Annotated in this window: 9 protein-coding genes and 2 pseudogenes; 7 read left to right on the plus strand and 4 right to left on the minus strand. The window is 44.9% G+C overall.

Annotated features, from left to right (window positions below):
- Positions 1–254: transposase (locus tag JGK20_RS19680; protein WP_293193320.1), on the minus strand; the 254-nt coding region annotated here is incomplete at its 3' end.
- 261 nt (positions 255–515) lie between these two features.
- Between JGK20_RS19680 and JGK20_RS19685 the strand changes: the two are divergent.
- The 4 genes and pseudogenes from JGK20_RS19685 to JGK20_RS19700 all read left to right on the plus strand — a co-directional run.
- A pseudogene (locus JGK20_RS19685) lies at positions 516–5,798 on the plus strand (PAS domain S-box protein); the annotation flags it as partial.
- A 63-nt stretch (positions 5,799–5,861) separates the two neighbouring features.
- A pseudogene (locus JGK20_RS19690) lies at positions 5,862–6,549 on the plus strand (ATP-binding protein); the annotation flags it as partial.
- Positions 6,550–6,923: 374 nt separating this feature from the next.
- The gene (locus JGK20_RS19695) at positions 6,924–9,641 is read left to right on the plus strand and encodes an ATP-binding protein (RefSeq protein WP_293208147.1); all 2,718 of its coding nucleotides are present in this window, start codon (positions 6,924–6,926) and stop codon (positions 9,639–9,641) included.
- A gap of 18 nt (positions 9,642–9,659) precedes the next feature.
- Positions 9,660–10,931, plus strand: a complete 1,272-nt coding sequence (locus JGK20_RS19700) for a response regulator (RefSeq protein WP_293231844.1) — start codon at positions 9,660–9,662, stop codon at positions 10,929–10,931.
- 49 nt (positions 10,932–10,980) lie between these two features.
- Here the strand turns inward: JGK20_RS19700 and JGK20_RS19705 are convergent, their stop codons facing one another.
- Together JGK20_RS19705 and JGK20_RS19710 are read right to left on the minus strand one after the other, a co-directional pair.
- Positions 10,981–11,928 carry a DUF1350 family protein gene (locus tag JGK20_RS19705; RefSeq protein WP_293185731.1) on the minus strand — a complete coding sequence of 316 codons (948 nt, stop codon included), beginning with the start codon at positions 11,926–11,928 and terminating at the stop codon, positions 10,981–10,983.
- Positions 11,929–12,321: 393 nt separating this feature from the next.
- Positions 12,322–13,140 (minus strand): hypothetical protein, encoded by an 819-nt coding sequence (locus JGK20_RS19710; RefSeq protein ID WP_293193325.1) that lies wholly within the window; start codon positions 13,138–13,140, stop codon positions 12,322–12,324.
- A gap of 930 nt (positions 13,141–14,070) precedes the next feature.
- Between JGK20_RS19710 and tnpA the strand changes: the two genes are divergently transcribed.
- Together tnpA and JGK20_RS19720 are read left to right on the plus strand one after the other, a co-directional pair.
- Positions 14,071–14,469 (plus strand): IS200/IS605 family transposase, encoded by a 399-nt coding sequence (gene tnpA / locus JGK20_RS19715; protein WP_293185733.1) that lies wholly within the window; start codon positions 14,071–14,073, stop codon positions 14,467–14,469.
- Positions 14,462–15,805: a transposase gene (locus JGK20_RS19720; protein ID WP_293193326.1), complete on the plus strand. Its 1,344-nt coding sequence runs from the start codon at positions 14,462–14,464 to the stop codon at positions 15,803–15,805. The genes tnpA and JGK20_RS19720 overlap by 8 nt, the downstream gene beginning before the upstream one ends.
- 23 nt (positions 15,806–15,828) lie before the next feature.
- Here JGK20_RS19720 and JGK20_RS19725 read toward each other — a convergent pair whose 3' ends face one another.
- Complete coding sequence (locus tag JGK20_RS19725; protein ID WP_293231846.1) at positions 15,829–17,418, minus strand: HAMP domain-containing sensor histidine kinase; 1,590 nt, start codon at positions 17,416–17,418, stop codon at positions 15,829–15,831.
- A gap of 283 nt (positions 17,419–17,701) precedes the next feature.
- On the opposite strand from JGK20_RS19725, the gene JGK20_RS19730 reads away from it, so the two are divergent.
- Positions 17,702–19,105: a TldD/PmbA family protein gene (locus JGK20_RS19730; RefSeq protein WP_293193339.1), complete on the plus strand. Its 1,404-nt coding sequence runs from the start codon at positions 17,702–17,704 to the stop codon at positions 19,103–19,105.
- Positions 19,106–19,302 lie beyond the last annotated feature (197 nt).

Raw genomic sequence — 19,302 nt, forward strand, 5'->3', positions numbered from 1 at the left:
AAGATAATTTGATGATTTTTAATTCTTGAAACCGTCGCATCTACGTGTCCTTTCCTAAGCTGAGATGGTTTGATATATGGTGAATCCCAAAAATCGTAAGTAGCCTTAGTTTCTGCCCATGTACCACTAGCTTCAGGTACACTGGATGTTGGTTTATCACTCAAGTTAGAAACAATTTTCATGAATCTATTTGTTCTTCTTGCATCTCCCAATTGAGTCTTTTCTAATTCTTCCCTTACCCATTGATCGATCATTTTAATCTCATTCCTGGGCGATCGCCAGATCGTTTAACAGCACAGATGTTGATTCTTGTCAAATTTATTGTTAAGAAAGATGTTTATAAAGCATAGCTTATTAAGGGGGATTTAGGGGGATCGAGATATGTGCAACTTCACATTAAATTGGTATTACTGGGTATCGTTTTTGTTATTTTCTTAAGTATTTTTACTGGCATTATTGGATAATTACTAGATTATAATAGTTAGATCAAAAATAATAAAAAAATAACTATCGTTATGATAGAACTAACTGGCTATCAAATTATCGATCGCATTTACTCAGGCACTCGCACCGTAGTTTATCGAGGTTTCCGCACAGACGACAAACAGCCCGTTGCCATCAAAGTCTTGCATAGCGAGTATCCCAGCTTCAGCGAACTCGTCCAATTTCGCAATCAGTACACGATCGCCAAAAACCTCAACTTGCCCGGAATCATCCAAACCTACAGCTTGGAACCCTACCGCAACGGCTATGCGCTGATTGTCGAAGACTTCGGGGGAATTTCTCTAAAAGAGTGGACTGGAAAAGGCAAAACAGTAAAATCTCTCGTTGAGTTTTTCCAAATAGCGATCGCCCTAAGCAATACATTAGATATACTTGGGAACCACTGCATCATTCACAAAGATATTAAACCAGCTAATATTCTGATTAATCCGCAAACCAAGCAAATCAAACTAATCGACTTCTCCATCGCTTCTTTACTGCCACGAGAAACGCAAGAAATTTATTATAATCCCAACGTTTTAGAAGGAACCATCGCCTATATTTCTCCCGAACAAACAGGACGAATGAACCGAGGCGTTGACTACCGAACCGACTTTTATTCCCTCGGAGTTACTTTTTACGAACTGCTGACAGGAAATTTGCCGTTTCAATCCCAAGATCCGATGGAGTTAGTTCACTATCATATTGCCAAACAACCGCCATCTCTTCGACAAGAAACAAATCCACAATCAACAATTAAAAGTGTAGATATTCCGCAGGCAATTGCTAATATTGTCATGAAGTTGATGGCGAAAAATGCAGAAGAACGCTATCAAAGTGCATTAGGATTAAAACACGATCTAGAAACTTGTTTTGCTCAACTTCAAGCAACTGGTAAAATTGAGCATTTTGAATTGGGACAACGAGATATTTGCGATCGCTTCCTGATTCCTGAAAAACTCTACGGCAGGGAAATCGAAGTTCAAAAACTATTAGCAGCATTCGATCGAGTAGCGACTCCCCTGTCATCCACCCTTAGCAACGGTAGACAAAGGGGGGGTGAATTGATCCTGGTTTCTGGATTTTCTGGCATTGGCAAAACGGCTGTTGTGAATGAAGTTCACAAACCCATTGTCCGGCAACGGGGTTATTTTATTAAAGGGAAATTTGACCAGTTTAATCGCAATATTCCCTTTTCTGCCTTTGTGCAAGCCTTCCGCGATCTGATGGGGCAACTGCTTTCCGAGTCGGACACCCAACTACAAACCTGGAAAACACAGATTCTAGAAGCGGTTGGCGAAAATGGCCAGGTAATTGTTGAAGTAATTCCTGAACTGGAACGAATTATCGGCACACAATCTGTTGCCACTAAACTGTCGGGAACAGCCGCCCAAAATCGATTCAATTCATTGTTTGAAAAGTTTCTTCAAGTCTTCACAAAACCAGAACATCCCTTAGTTATCTTTTTGGATGATTTGCAGTGGGCAGATTCCGCTTCACTGAATTTGATGCAACTGTTAATGGCATCGGAAACAGGCTATTTGCTGCTGATTGGAGCATACCGCGACAATGAAGTTTCCGGAGCCCATCCGTTAATGCTGACCTTGGATTCAGTGAGCAAAACTGAGGCAATCGTGAGTACGATCGCCCTAAAGCCATTAAGCCAATCTAGTTTGAATCAATTAGTTGCAGATACGCTCAACTGTGATACGGCGTTAGCGCAACCGTTGACGGCATTGATTGCACAAAAAACCCAAGGAAATCCATTTTTTGCCACTCAGTTTCTCAAGGCACTCCATCAGGATGAGTTGATTAAGTTTGACAGCCAAGTCGGACATTGGGAATGCGATATTGTCCGGGTGCGGGAGGCGGCACTCACGGATGATGTGGTGGAGTTTATGGCATTGCAGTTGCAGAAACTGCCACTGGAAACACAAGCGGTGTTGAAACTGGCTGCTTGTATTGGCAACGAATTCGATTTGAAGACGCTGGCGATCGCATTTGAGCAATCTGAGACGGAAACGTCAACAACATTGTGGCAAGCTTTGCAAGAAGGCTTGATTCTACCTCAAAGTGAAGTTTACAAGTTTTATATCCAACGAGAAACCCAGGATTTAGTCGAAAATTCACAGATTGCACTCTACAGATTTCTCCACGATCGCATCCAACAAGCTGCCTATTCTCTCATTCCTGAGTATCAAAAATCCCAAATTCACCTCAAAATTGGCAGATTACTGTTAGCTAAAAGTTTATCTGCAAACAGGGCAAAGCAAGTATTTTTGTTAGTGAATCAACTGAATTTGGGAAGAGCATTAATTAACCAATTATCGGAACAATTACTGTTGGCTCAACTGAATCTAGAAGCAGGTGACAAAGCGATCGCCTCTACTGCTTACGAAGCTGCCGTAGATTATTGTCGCACCGGCATCGAATTGTTGCCACCCGACTGCTGGGATCGACAGGATACCTTGACTCGCAAGCTGCATCAAGGCCTTGCCCAAGCCGCCTGTCTGTGCAGTCAATTCGAGTTGATGGATCGGTGCATTGACACTGCACTCCAACACAGCCCTGATTTCTTAACAGCCCTACCGATGCAGGACATTCGCCTACAGGGCTTGAAACTTCAAAGTCGCTTTTCCGAAGCAATTGCTCTCGGGCGATCGCTCTTAGAGACATTAGGCATCACCTTTCCGTCCCAGCCCCAGCCCCAGGATATCATCATGGGCTTGCAGGAAGTACAAGCTAAACTTGCCGATCGCTCGATCGAGGACTTATTAGAATCTCCAGCGATTGACGATCCCTACAAACTGGCAGCCAGCTATCTATTACTGAGAATTTCTCCCGCCGCCTTTTTAGGCGATCCGATGTTGTTCCCCCTGCTAGTATTAGCACAAACCAAACTTGGATTAGACAATGGTCATGCTGCTCCTCATACTCATGGTTATGCAAACTACGCGATGTTAGTGGGTGGAATGTTAGGAGATAAAACCGCTGCCTATGAATTTGGACAATTAGCACTCCAACTTATCGATCGATACGAAGCCCGCGAACTGGCGGCTATGACCACATTCTTAGTCAATCTTTTTACTCAACATTGGCATTTTTCAGCACATCAGATTGTAGAAAAATTGCAACAAACTTACACCCTGGCTATAGAAACTGGTGATTATGAACACGCCACTTATAGTGCTTTTAACTACTGCAATCTAGCTTATTTAGCTGGAAACAATTTAGCAACAGTCCATGTTGAAATGGAAAAGTATAGCCAGTGGATGGGGCAAATCGGAGAAGCTGGCATTGGTTTCGCCATCCATCAAGCTAATCACCAGGGTATCTTGAACTTAGAAGGGAAAATTCCTGCACCCAGTTTCCCGAGCGATTGGGAACAGATGAATCCGGGAATTCCTGTCTTTATTTATTACATTCACAATCAGCTCGTTTATAGCTATCTTTTTGGTGATTATCACACCGCTCAACGCATTGCTTCCCTACTAGATCGCTGCGATCCGATTACGCGGACTCAGCTTGTTGTTATTGTCACCGAATTTTATGCAGTGCTAGCAGATTTGGCTCTTGAACCCAGCACGCAGCCAGCAGAAAAATCTGCATTGGGCGATCGCATTCAGAGCAAACTCACACAGCTTGAACAAAGGGCTAGCCAAGCTCCGATGAACTTCCAACATAAATACGATCTGGTGGCAGCGGAGTATCGGCGAGTGCTGGGTGAAAGAATAGAAGCGATCGATCTATACGATCTTGCCATTTCTGGCGCTAAAGCCAACAAATACATTCAAGAAGAAGCCCTCGCCAACGAACTTGCAGCCAAATTCTATCTAGATTGGGGCAAAGAAAAAGTCGCCTCCGGCTATATGCAAGAAGCTTACTACTGCTATGCCCGTTGGGGAGCCAAAGCCAAAACCGATGACTTAGAAAATCGTTATCCCAATTTACTGCGCCCCATTCTCTATGCAGGTACCGAATCTCTAACTATCTTGGAAACACTGACAACAATTACTGCTCTTGCGCCTCATTCCTCTATTAACACCTCTACCAATCCTACCCAGTCTTCAAGCACGAGCATTAACACCGCTCTGGATTTTGCCACGCTCCTCAAAGCCTTTCAAAGCCTCTCTGAAACCATTCAACTGGAGCAGCTCCTGCATCAACTCAGCCAAATCATTTTACAAAACTCTGGGGCTGAACGCTTCGTGATGATAGTTCCCAATGAAGCTGGGGAATGGTATGTCCAAGTCATCGCAACTCTCGATGAAATCGATATTAGCGCTGCTCCCCTGGAGGGGCATGAGGCTCTGCCGATAAAACTGATTCAGTATGTCAAAAACACGCAGGAAGTGGTTGTCATCGACAATCTCAAGACTGATTTGCCAGTGATTGACGAGTATTTACTCCAGCGACAGCCCAAGAGCATTTTGTGTCTGCCTGTTTTGCATCAAAGTCAATTACGTGGCATTGTATATTTGAAGAATAAAAGAACCAGTGGTGCGTTTACGCGCGATCGCATCCTGACTCTTAACTTTCTCTGCACTCAAGCCGCTATTTCCATCGAAAATGCCAAGCTATATCAGCGAGAAAAAGAGAAATCTGATAAATTAGCTCAACAAGAAAAACAGTATCGCAGCATTTTTGAATCAGTCACAGATGGACTCTCAATTGTCGATCTAGAGACAGGTATCACAATTGCGATCAACCCAACTGTATGTAAAATATTTGGCTATTCTGAGGCAGAGTTTCTGGCTTTATCTCCGCCAGATTTTGTGATAGCTGAAGAACTTTCCATATTTGCCAAATTTATTGAGACTGTCCGAGGCGGGCAGATTTTTAATCATCGTGGGCGATGTATCCGCAAAGATGGCACAATTTTTGACATTGAGATTAAAGCAACTTCCTGTGACTACAACGGCAAGCGTCATGCGCTAGTAATTTTCCGAGATATTAGCGATCGCAAACACGCTGAAGCTGCCCTGGCTGAGAGTGAGGCTAAATTCCGAAGATTGGTGGAAGGGGCAAATGACATGATTTGGTCTGCCCAGGCAGATGGCATCTTTACCTACCTTTCTCCCCAATTTGAGACGATGTTTGGATTCCCCCCGTCTGATTGGGTTGGAAAATCCTTAACATATTTAATTCATCCCGATGACTTAGAAATGGCGCTGGCACCGGCTAAAGTTGCGCTTGAGCAAGGCACGAACCAGCAAGATATAGAATTTCGTCACCTATGCCAAGACGGCAGCTATCTGTGGGTAACACTAAACATGACTCCCATCAAAGATACTGAAGGTCATGCTATAGGACTCCAAGGTATTGTGCGAGATATTAGCGATCGCAAAAATGCAGAAACCATTATTCAACAAAAAACCCACGCCTTAGAACAGGCTTTACAAGAATTGCAGCAAGCTCAATTACATATGGTTCAAAGTGAAAAGATGTCAGCCTTGGGTAATTTAGTTGCTGGTGTTGCCCACGAAATTAATAATCCCGTGGGCTGCATTGTCGGTAATGTCGGTGCGGTACAGGATGCTCTTAACGACTTATTTGGAGTTATCGATCTCTATCAGAAAAAGTTTCCTACACCCGATGCGGAAATTGAAGACGAATTAGAAGCGATCGATCTGGAATATTTACGGGAAGATTTACCAAAATTAATCAAGGCGATGAAAGATGGGGCCGATCGCATTACATCGATTAGCAAAAGTCTCCGCACTTTCTCCCGTAACGATAGCGACTAATTCAGGACGCAGTTTTGCTGAGATTAAAGCTAATCCCAATCGGATCGAGATTCGGACGAACCTGGAAAGTGAAGGTGTAAAAGTGACGATCGCGGATAACGGAAAAGGAATGTCGTCAGAAGTAAAATCCCACATTTTCGATCATTTATTTACCACGAAACGTGTGGGAAAAGGCACTGGGTTAGGATTGGCGATCGCCCGACAGATCGTAGAAGAAAAACACGGGGGGACTATCGAGGTGGCATCAACTCTAAGTGAAGGTACTGAGTTTGTAATCTCGCTCCCAATTAAAGGCCATATTTCAACAGTTGACAGTTGACAGTTGACAGTTGACAGTTTGAGAGCGACCTCTACCCTTAAGTCCGAGGATTGGAGTAATGAATAGTCTGATTTTAATTTAAAGTTAATAAAATGGCTTGCGATCGCAGCTTAAAATAGGGAATAGCGATCGAACCATTGGTGGCAAAGGTCAGGGTACGATCGCCTGTGAACATAAAACCTGGAGACCAAAGCTCAACCTCCCGGGTGCATCTGGCGCAAGGAAGAGGGCGAAGCATGACCGCATATAAGTTATTAGTTATAATCTCATATTGATTGCGGTCATGCTTCGCCCCTACGGATATATTCGCCTTGCGCCAGATGCACCAAACCTCGCAGATTCAATGCGGCAATAAATCTAAAATCGACTTACCTATGATGAAATCTAACGCGAATCCCGCTAAAACTCTACCTTTACGACTTGTACTCGTAGTTCCGTTTGTCTTGCAAATCTTTGCCGCAGTCGGACTGACTGGTTATCTGTCGCTGCGTAACGGACAGCAAGCAGTAAATGATGTTTCCAGTCAGTTGCGTCAAGAGATTAGCGATCGCCTCAACCTGCAAGTCCTGGCTTATCTAGACAAGCCTTATATTGTAGGGCAAACGATCGTGGCCGCGGGTCAAGAGGGGCGGTTAGATTTAACAGATGTCACCAAACTAGAACGGACTTTTTGGCGGTTGGTCAGCCAAGATACTGTCGAATTCATGCAAATTGCTTTAACTGATGGCACAAGTATTACCTTAGAGGATACATTAAAGGATGGCATCGTTTCTCGGGTTGGTGACAAAGCGAATCTGCCTCAGCGTCAAATCTACAGTCTGGGCGATCGAGGTCAACGGACTAGGTTGATAGAAACTCAACCAATGTTTGACGCTCGGACTCGATCCTGGTATTTAGCTGCACTGAAAGCCGGAAAACCAATCTGGACATCTCAGCCCTACTTGGGCCAGACGACGAAGAAGGCGACAATTGCTCTAACCCAGCCGATCTACAACAGCGATGGAAATTTATTAGGAGTTCAAAACAATATTTTTCGGATTAGCAAGATTCATAGCTTTCTCAACAATCTACAGGTGAATCAAACAGGACAAACGTTTATCATCGATCGATCGGGCAACCTGATTGCAAGTTCCACGATCGAAGAGCCTTATATTATAGATCGCAAAAAAAATGAATTACAACAAATTCCTGCCGTCAAGTCTGAAAATTATGTAATGCGTCAAACAGCCCAAGCAATCCTCGAACGACTTGGCACTTTTAACAACATTGCCGAAAGTCAGCAGCTTGATTTTATGCTGGGAAACCAACGTCAGTTTATTCAAATTTCAACTATTAACGACAAACGAGGTATCGATTGGATCGGCGTCATTGTAGTCCCTGAATCAACTTTCATGGCACAAATCAATGCCAACACTCGCACCACAATTATCCTCTGTTTGGGTGCGTTGGTTTTGGCAACCGTTCTCGGTATATATACTTCCCAATGGATTGCCGATCCGATTCTGAAATTGCAACAAGCCAGTGAAGCCATTGCCACGGGTGAACTCGATCGCACAGTCGAAATTAACGATATCAAAGAATTAGCAGGGTTAGCGCGATCGTTCAACCAAATGGCAGCGCAACTCAAAACCTCCTTCACAGTCCTCGAAGCTCGCGTTGCCGAACGTACCCTAGAACTTCAACAAGCAAAGGAATTAGCCGACAACGCCAACGCCGCCAAAAGCGAATTTCTCGCCAATATGAGCCACGAACTCCGCACACCCCTTAACGGCATCCTCGGCTACGCTCAGATTCTGCAACGCAGCGAACCCCTCACCTCGAAAGGAAGTAACGGCGTTAACATCATCTACCAGTGCGGCTCCCACCTGCTCACCCTAATTAACGATATCCTTGACCTCTCTAAAATCGAAGCAGGTAAACTAGAAATCTATCCCGCCTCCTTCTACTTTCCTTCCTTTCTCCAAAGCGTTGTAGAAATCAACAGTATTCGAGCGCAACAAAAAGGAATTACCTTCGACTTTCTCCCAGATGATAACTTACCTATGGGAGTCCTGGCGGATGAAAAGCGTTTGCGTCAGGTACTAATTAATCTGTTGAGTAATGCCATTAAATTCACGAATCAAGGCAGCGTGACCTTCTTAGTTGAGAGAGTTGAAACAACGGATCGACCGGATTTTTGCACTCTCCGTTTCTCAGTAAAAGATACCGGAGTCGGAATTACCCCGCAACAACTAGAGCAGATATTCCAGCCATTTGAACAGGTAGGTGATATCAAAAAACAATCCGAAGGTACTGGATTAGGACTAGCAATTAGCCATAAAATTGTCTCCTTGATGGGTAGTGAAATTAAAGTCGAAAGTATTTCCGGGGAAGGTAGCACCTTCTCCTTTGAAGTAGAATTGCCCGAAGAGAAGGATTGGGCTGCGGATTCGAGAGTTGTTTCTCAGAGAACTATCCTAGGCTATGCTGGGAAACGACGCAAAATTTTATTGATCGATGACCGCTGGGAAAATCGTTCGGTATTGCTGAATCTTTTGGAACCAATTGGTTTTAAAATTATTGAAGCTAGCGACGGACAAGAAGGACTCCAGCAAGTTTTACAGACTGCACCGGATTTGATTATTACCGATCTATCCATGCCAGTCATGGACGGGTTTGAGTTTTTGCACTCATTGCGATCGCATCCAGAACTACAACATCACATTGTGCTGGTTTCTTCAGCCAGTGTCTTTGAGATCGATCGCCTCAATAGCATTAAAGCGGGGGGCAATAATTTCTTACCCAAACCCATCCAAGCTGAAATATTGCTAGAACAAGTGCAAAAGTATTTAAAGTTAGAGTGGATTTATCAGGATCCCAAAGACGAGCAACTTTGGGAGTTGGATGTAGCTCAAGAAATTAAGCCGCCATCTGACGCCATTTTGACCCAACTTGCTCAACTAGCCAAAATGGGCGATTTAGAGGGAGTGATGGAAGTCGCCCAGCAAATTTCCGATGGGGATAATGCCGCTTTTGTCCGAGAACTTATCCAGATGACTGAGGCGTGCGAGATCAAACAACTACGGGCATTTATTCAGCAGTATCTCGCTTAATGTGTAGTATTAGAAACTATGATTGACTCAAGCAATTCCTTTATTTTGATTGTGGATGACAATCCAACCAACTTGTCTATCCTCTCCAAAACCTTGAAATCCGCCAACTACAAAATTCGCATGGCAGTGGATGGCGAAGAAGCCCTAGCTATGGTGGCCTATGCTCACCCAGACCTAATTTTACTCGACGTGCAAATGCCCAAAATGGACGGTTTTGAAGCCTGTCGCCGCCTCCAATCAGACCCCGCTACTCAAGGTATCCCCATAATTTTTATGACGGCTTTGGCAGATACGGAGAATAAAATCCAAGGCTTATCCTTGGGGGCGGTGGACTACATTACCAAACCTTTTGAACCCCAGGAAGTATTAGCAAGGGTGAAAGTTCACTGGCGTCTAAAGCAACTAGCCGACACCTTAGAACAACGAGTGGCACAACGTACCGATGAGTTGGAGAAAGTCCAATTGCAATTGGTGCAGCAAGAAAAACTCTCCACTCTGGGACAACTGGTGGCGGGTGTTGCTCATGAAATTAACAATCCCATTGCTTGTGTCGTAGGTAATGTCAGTGCTGTGGAAGATAGCATTAACGATCTATTTGATTTGATCGATCTATATCGCCAACGGTTCCCCGAACCCGGCCCGACAATTGAGGCATCTCTAGACACGATCGATCTAGAATATCTGCGGGAAGATTTGCCCAAACTGGTTAAATCCATGAAGGATGGGGGCGATCGCATCGTATCTATTAGTCAAAGCCTCCGCACTTTTTCCCGCGCCGACAGCGATAAAAAGCAGAAATTTAACCTGGCTGAAGGTATTGACAGCACAGTGCTGATCTTGCGCCATCGCCTCAAGGCAAATAATCTGCGTCCAGCCATTGAAGTGATTGCTAACTACGGCGATGTGCCAGAAATTAATTGTTTTCCCGGACAATTAAATCAGGTGTTTATGAATATTCTCGCCAATGCGATCGATGCTTTGGATGCAGCGTGCGTTGGGCGAACCTATGCGGAATTAGAAGCCGATCCTGAGCGAATTATTATTTCTACTCAAATGTCGATCGACCTTTCTACCGTAGAAATTAGTATCAAAGACAACGGCTTTGGTATGCCAAAGTCAGTAAAATCGCGGATATTCGACCATCTGTTTACTACGAAAGAGGTTGGCAAGGGGACGGGATTGGGATTGGCGATCGCTAAGTCTATCGTAGAAGAAACCCACAGCGGCAAGTTAATCTGCCATTCTGTGCTGGGTGAAGGGACAGAATTTGCGATCGAACTTCCGGTATAAAAAATATTACATTGTGCCCAGTCGCTCGATCGCGCAATCGGATGTGATATTATCGATCGACCTTGGGTGCGGACTTGAGCTTCAAAGCGCTTAAAAATTTAACGCATTCAGCTTCAAGCAATCGGTATTTAATCGGCTTGATGAAGGCATTAAAATGATTTAACCCAACAATATAATTGCCAGTTTCGATAGCGATAGGGGATAAATGAGTGCCTTCTATTTCCCGAGTTAAAACTGGTAAATCTCTAGCTTTCAACTGTTCAACCAACCACAGCACATCGCTGTTTTTTTGTACTTCCAAACTTTTGTCAATATCCCTAACTGAGCCTGCTATGTCATCTCGATCGAACGAAATCAGTGCAGTTAAATTAAACAAAGAACTGCTAGCAATAAAACACTGAGTTTCTGCTCTTGTCGGCCGCACTCCCAAACCTAGTTTGTCTAACAGCACTGCGAGGGCTCGAATCGGAATTGCACTCTCGGTGTTGCTGATATCGGGAGCAATTAATAAAGAGGGTTGACCTTTAATTGAAGGTGTCTCGATACTGCTATTGTAGATTAACTTTTGAATCTGTCGGTTTTCATCTTGGCCATAACATTGATTCGCAATATTTTGCCAATTGGCATCGCTTAAAAACTCTAAAAGAGCGATGTACTTGCATCCCAAACTGTGACCCACCCAAAAATAGCTCGATCGCTCTTGATAAATATCCGACTCCCAACCCAATTTTTTCGCAACTTCCGTTAGTTCTTTCCTAAGTATCTCCTGTTCTTGCAATAAACTAACTGCGATCGGCCAGTGGCGAAAACTAAACCTAAACGGCAAAGCAACAATTGTATAGCCATCTGCAAACAACTTTTTTAAGAAATCTCGATAAAATACAGTAGGAAAAGTGCCAAAAAAAGTGCCACCTATAAATTGAATGACACCTTTTGGCTGGGGGTGAACCGCTACCCAACTAAAAGAAATTGGCTGAAACTTAAATACTGGTTGCATCCGAATAATCCTCATACCATTTTAGATTTTTAACGTTTGTAGTGAGGACTGAAGTCCTCACTACAAACTAGCGGCAAGGTGCGCGGCGGGAGCGCACCCTACATATAGCCTTTCTCAGATAGGTAAGGTACGTTGTTGGGATGCGAGCCCTATAGGTTTAGTGCTTATATAAGCTGTCATTCATACCTCATCTTTTTGAGAAAGGCTATAGCCTTTCTCAGATAGGTGAGGTATGACTGCGATCTGAGTTGTTGGCGTGTCTGCGAGCTTACCGTATAACCTATGGTAAGAGGGCCCAAGCCCAACAACGTACCTCACCTACTTGAGAACTGCTATACCAGAGATTTTAGGTATTTCCCACCCTATAGAGTTGGTGGATAATTCCCTTCTTTTCTAGCAGTGAGACATTTTAACGGGAATATCGAACTTGTTCATCACGGTATTTAGCGCCTTCAAATTGGCCTCATTTGGTTCAAGTTCCGCCAGAAGTTGTACTAGCATTTGAGCTTTTTCTGAATTGTCTGCGTCTGAACTAGCTAACTCCAAATTACCATCGCGCAACTCTTCCAAAACCGGCAGTATGATTGGTGGATCGATAATAATTGGCCCAGAGATTGCCGGAGGAAGCACATTCAATGCTTTTCCGCTAGCGATCGCCAGAGTGTAATTAATTTGATCGAAGTCTAGATCCCCAACCACACCTGGAAAACCATTCGGCAAAAAAGTACCCCGAATTTCTGGATTCAGCAACACTCTGGCTCCTTGTTTGGTTGGAGGTACGGGGCCTGGAAAGAAGCGGCGGGCGTGCAAAAACAGCGAGACATATCCCCGTACTTCTAGGCTACCCGAAGTGAGAACTGCTGGCACAAGAGGTAACAATTCAACAGATGCAGTTTTGCCAGCAGGTATTCTGAAAAACCCGCGATATATGTTGCTAGATCCGATCTGAGTCAGAGGTATAAAGGTGTTAGCGCCTTCAACGTCAATAATTAAGCGAACGTTAACGCCGTCGATCGGGATTTTATTAGGATCTGGCGGTACGGGCAAACTAACGGCAAACTCAATCCGATATCGCAAGTCGATCGCTTCGAGATTAGAGATGGTGAGAAAGTATCCTTGAACGACTCGGCGAAGCACTGGAGTGAGTTCTGGTGCGGTGGGCACTGAAGGTGCAATGGGCTTTGCCAAGAGTTCAAAAGTTGAAATTTCCATGTGTTTATCTAAGTAGGTTGTGCGAGCACAAAAGTTTTGTTTTTTGCTTTTCCCTCGCTATATCTATTGATAACCGGGGGTACAAGTTAGTTACCAGTCACTTTTTTGAGTGACACTCATTTGAGCTAACCCGATCGGGCTAGCTCAACCGTGCTGGTTGACAGTGAATATAGAATTTGCTAAAAGGGCGATCGTTCTTATCGCACAAGGAAAAAGGAAGTTCGGCAACGAGCAATTTAGATCTAACGGATGTATTGGCAGTTGCGATAGATTATAATAAGTCAATCTTGGGCGCATGATGACTGTGTGGCAAGGCTTTGAGATTTCGAGACGAGCGCGAACAATAACAGAAATACGTTACTTTTGCGATCGCGAACTGTAACTTCAAAGTAATCAAATTCATTCAATAAAGTAGGAAAATGCCGTAGAACCTCCAAATCAATACAATGACCCGCTCTTTCACCCCGCCTAGAAGCTTCTAAAATCCTGCAAGTCTCCGACAATACCCTCAGAAACTGGAACAAAAATATTGCCACAAAAATCAAATCGGCTAGTGAGTTTGAGCGGGCGGGAGATTACTAACATGAGTATTTATAAAAACAGCGAGCGGGAATTAGAAATTGATAACAATTTCCCAAATCTAAAATCTAAAATCTAAAATCTAAAATCTAAAATGGTATTACCTCTCTCCCGAATTTTCAGCCAAGTTCCTCTCCGAACCGCTCTGCTCGTTCCTTTTCTTGTAGAAATTGCCGGCACAGTAGCGATAGTGGGTTGTCTCTCCTTGGAAGTTTGACCGAAGAACGAGACGCCAGCCCCTGGCTAACGACACGGGGATAAGTCGGCGGCGGTTTCAACCGCCTAAGCGTATTTAATAAATCTTAATGCAAGATTTGCACCATATACAGGTTAATGCTGTATAACTATAATATGAGCGTTAATTACAAATCCAACAAAAATGTCGTCTACTCGTGTAAATACCATATTGTGTGGTGTCCAAAATATCGTCGCAAAGTTTTAATTGAAGGTGTCGATGCCCGACTAAAAGAAATATTGTTAGAAGTTGCGACTGAGTTTAATAGTGAATTGATAGAAATGGAAGTAATGCCAGATCATGTTCACCTCTTAATCGAGTGCGATCCTCAGTTTGGGATTGCCAAACTAATCAGATACATGAAAGGACGATCCTCTAGATACCTCCGTCAAGAATTTCCTTGTTTAAAAAGTCGATTACCAACGTTATGGACTAATAGCTACTTCATTGCAACTGTTGGCGGTGCGCCCATTACAGTAATTAAACAGTACATTGAGACTCAAAAAAATGTCTAATTATGGCTGCCAGCAAAATTTAATTAGCCCAAATCGAGAGTTAAGAAGCGTTCTAGAGTTTGTATGCGAAGAGTCAAACAAGCTAGCCAACTCTGGGACTTACTACTGTCGGCAATTGTATTTCAAAACCGGGAAGATTCCGGGCAAGTATGACTTGCACAAATTATTCAAAGAAAATCTGCACTTTAAAGCGCTGTATTCCCATGTTGCCCAACAGACGTTGACCAGTGTTGCGGAATCTTTCAAGTCATATATTGGATTGCTGAAGGGAATCAAAAGTGGTACAGTAACGCAACATCCTAAACTACCGAAGTATCGCAAAAACAGCTTAAAACTTGTGACCTTCCCAAAAGCAGATGTAAAGCTAAAGAATGGGCAATTAAGGTTCCCATTAGGTAGTAAGGTTAAATTGTGGTTTGGGATTGGTGAATTTTATTTGCCAATGCCGTCTAACCTAGACTACAAAACAATTAGAGAGATTCGCATTTTGCCAAGAAATGGCGAATTTTATGCCGAGTTTGTCTACCAGCTTCAGTCAACAGCGATTAAATTAGATACAAACAAAGCTCTGGGTATCGATCCAGGGTTAAATAATTGGTTAACTTGTGTTTCCAATGCGGGAACAAGTTTTATTGTAGATGGACGGCATTTAAAATCATTAAATCAATGGTATAACAAGCGGGTTGCAGCGATTAAAGAGCATAGACCTCAAGGTTTTTGGTCTAAGAGATTGGCGCTCCTTACAGAAAAGCGAAACAGGCAGGTCAGAGATGCAGTCAATAAAGCGGCTAGATTAGTATTAAGCCACTGTCTCGAAAATCAAATAGGCACAATCGTTTTCGGCTGGAACAAGGGGATGCGTCAAGAAATAAATCTTGGTAGCAAAACCAATCAAAGTTTTGTGCAAATCCCTACCGCTCGGTTGAAAGATAGGATTTTCCAGCTTTGTGAACAGTATGGTATTCAGTTTGTTGAAACAGAAGAAAGCTATACAAGTAAGGCAAGTTTTTTAGATTCGGATGAATTGCCTAAGTTCGGTGAAAAAACTGAAGGGTGGAAAGAATCTGGAAAGCGCGTTAATCGTGGATTATATCGGTCAAAAGATGGAAGCAAAATTAATGCAGACTGCAATGGCGCTGCGAACATTTTGCGAAAAGTAGCGGCAACTTTAGGGCTATGCCTAAAAGGAGTCAGTAGGGGCGCTTTGATTTCGCCTTTAAAAGTTCGCATCTGGACTCTTCAAAAATCCCCGTCCCGGAGTGGGCTGGGGAGTATCAATTGTGATTCGGTATTGGCAGAAGGAACAGAATTTGCGATCGCGCTACCGCTTGTTTAAAATGCCTTGTGCTCTAGCTGTAACTATTGCAGCGGCAAAAATACGGTCATCACCTCACCCTTTTGGGGGCGCTGGCGAATTACCAGCTTGCCGCCAGCAGCGCGAAATAAATTCTTAGTGACGCTCAAATTTAAGCTCAAACTTCCTGTCTCCGGCTGTACCATGAGCAAAGGCCCGATCGATCGCAAAGGAGCATTCGCCGATCCTCCAAAAGTCGATACGCCGTTACCTTCAGGTAAGTGTTCCGATTCTAACTGCAATTTTAATTGACTCCCAGCCAACGTCACCTCTACCTGAATGCGACTTCCCGATCGCAAAGTTCGAGTAAAATTCTCAATCAAATTAGTTAACACCTGATCCAACATCGTCGGATCGCTGACTACCGCCGGCAATTTTTGGGGCACAATCACTTCTAAAGTGTGGTTGCGCTGAATCGCTTGTTTTTGCCAGCGAGGAATGCTATTTTGGAGCACTTCACCGAGGGACATGGCTGTTAGCTGCAATGCGGAATTTTTAGCTTGCGACATTTCCATTTCCACGGCGCGGAAAATTAAACCGAAGCGATCGATCTGAGCGGTACACTCAGCATCGATGGTTTCCAAACGCTTCACCACCACTGGATCGAGTTTGGGGCGTTTCAGCAGCAACCGAGTCAGGGTGCGGATGGTGGCCAAAGGAGTGCGGACTTCGTGGGCGATCGCCTGTAGCAACTCCACCTCTTTAGTAGCGTGAGGAATTGCAGACTTGCACTTGATATCTTGCCTACCTTTCAGGCTATCCTCAACTCTTTCATCCTTGAGCCTGCCTGCTTCCTCTTTCCCAACAGGCAAATTATTTAACAACAAGCTGGCGAACAGCGCGACTGTTTGATATTTGGGAGCAACAGGCAAAAACTGCTGGAATAGCGCATCTAATTTATGAGTAGAATCGTGAGTAGAATTAGGAGTTAATTGGTGCGATCGCAAATTGAATCGACCGTCAGAATTAGCAAGCAAACATTCACTTTCAGTTACGCGGCGCCGCAAAACTTCCCAAGCTTTGGCGACGACTTGGGGGTCGAAGGAAAATAGAAAAGCCGGCATTCCCGCAGCATTTTCACCCAAAACCATCACCAGACTAAAACTAGCCGTTAAAACCACACAAAATTGTTCGTTCGCCAAAGGATCGCCGATCGCCAAAGCCAAAGTCGGGGCCGTCGCAGGCACGGATCTTTGCTTGTCAGCGGCCGGTAGCAAAGCTAAAGTTTGTCTAGCACGAAAAGACCACAAAGCTGCATCGTTGTCAGGAATACTGGTAAAAATCCAATTAGCAAAGCCCGAAGCCACCACCGGCTCAGTCAAAACCGAAGATGGGCCCGACAAAATCAATCCCTGACAGGAATTGGGGATGGGGGATGGGGAGAGACAGTGTGTTTGCTTCGCGAGCATTTGATTCAAAGTTGCGATCGCCCCGTACCATTCCTGTTCAGCTTTGGGCCGGGAAGCCGCACGACTCCCAGGACACTTCGGGCGGTTGTTTTCTCCAGCCAACTTCACATCAAACAGACTGAGGTCATTTTCTAAGGCCTCGGAGGCTAAAATCTCGCTGATTGTCGGTAAAAAGTAAGTATTCACAGTAGGTATAAACCCACCTTCACCAGGTATGAAGGATGAAGTATTTATTTATAGGAATGTTCAGGAGTAAAAATTCAAGCACCAGCAGAACCCAAAAATCCCGCATAATTTCTTGCGCTTTGCTCCTAACTCACAGGATATCCACATTTGTCAACTATCGTTATTGGCAGAACCGTACAAATTAAGTCGCAATCTCCGCGCTGCGGGCGATATTTTTGACGAACCCACCCGATCGCCCCGGCAAAAGTGCAAAATGGATGCAGTTAAACACCGTGCTTTCCTTATGCCCACCTCGATCGCCGACTCGAAAAATCTGTTGTCAGAGTTAATGGCACGCTACCGCAACCAAGTAGATTATCTAGCAATTCGACTCGAAGAAGCCGAAGGCACAGACATCCTGCTGCGGGGCGAAAAAATTGAAACCCTCAGCGAAGGAGTCTCAATTGGCGGCCAAGTCCGAGCTTGTCACAAAGGCGGCTGGGGCTTTGCCAGTTTTAACCGACTTTCCACCCTCGCCGAAAGAATCGAAGAAGCCATCGCCGCAGCCAAACTGATCGGCGAAGAAGAAACGATTCTCGCGCCAGTTACGCCAGTACAAGACATTTGCTTCCTGCCTTTGACAGGAACAGACCCCCGTCTGGTGCCGCTAATTGAGAAAAAGCAATTGTGCGATCGCTACGCAGCCATCCTACGCAGCATAGACCCCCGCATCGCCACCATCTCCGTGCGTTACGGCGACAGCACCCAGCGCACGATCCTCGCCACCTCCGAAGGCACGATGCTCGAACAAGGTTGGGCAGACATGGAAATGCGGTTTGCCGCCACAGCCCGCAGCGGGGAAACCGTACAAACCGGCCGCGAAACCACTGGTTCGCGGAAAGCTTACGAAGATTTAACCGAACTTGATACCCAAGTTCGCAGTGCCGCCCAGCGCGCGGTAGACTCCCTAGCCTTGCCCCCCGTCCAAGGCAACACCTACACCGTCGTCATCGACCCAATACTTAGCGGATTGTTCGTCCACGAAGCCTTCGGACACCTTTCAGAAGCTGACATGGCCTACGAAAATCCCGACATCTTGGAAATTATGACCCTCGGCCGCCAGTTCGGCCCGAAAAACTTGCAAATTTTCGACGGTGCTGCGCCACAGGGACACCGGGGCAGCTATTTCTATGACGATGAAGGGACTCCGGCGACTACGACTCAGTTAATTAAAGACGGCGCTTTAGTTGGGCGGCTGCACTCGCGGGAAACTGCGGGTAAGTTGGGAGAAACGCCTACGGGCAATGCTCGCTGTTTAAATTATCACTATCCGCCGATCGTCCGCATGACGAATACTTGGATCGAACGGGGCGATACGCCGGTTGCGGATTTATTTTCTGGTATCAAAGAGGGTGTTTTCGCGCGCAATTGGCAAGGCGGCATGACTAACGGCGAAATGTTTACTTTCAGCGCCGGCGAAGCTTGGATGATTCGCGATGGCAAACTCGACAATCCGGTGCGGGATGTAACTCTTTCGGGTAATGTTTTCAGCACTTTAGCGGATATTGAGGCGATCGGCGACGATTTCTACTGGGATGAATCCGGCGGCTGCGGGAAGGGAGGACAAAGCGGTTTACCCGTGGGCTGCGGCGGCCCGAGTTTGCGGATCCGGGATGTCGTGGTTGGCGGCGAAGCTGCGGAAGAGTAGAGCTTCAAAACCGTGGAATATCTACTAGGTAAAGCGCCAGATTCCTACTAGCGCTTTACCTATTTTTTTGATCTAAAACCTGAAATTTTAGGGTGATATCATGTCTGGTTGCATGGAAATTATTTAACCGCAGAGAACACAGAGGACACAGAGGGAGAGAATAGAGATCTGAATACAGGACGATGCTACCGGATTTG

The organism is Microcoleus sp. PH2017_05_CCC_O_A, from assembly GCF_020738785.1.
GTDB lineage: Bacteria > Cyanobacteriota > Cyanobacteriia > Cyanobacteriales > Microcoleaceae > Microcoleus.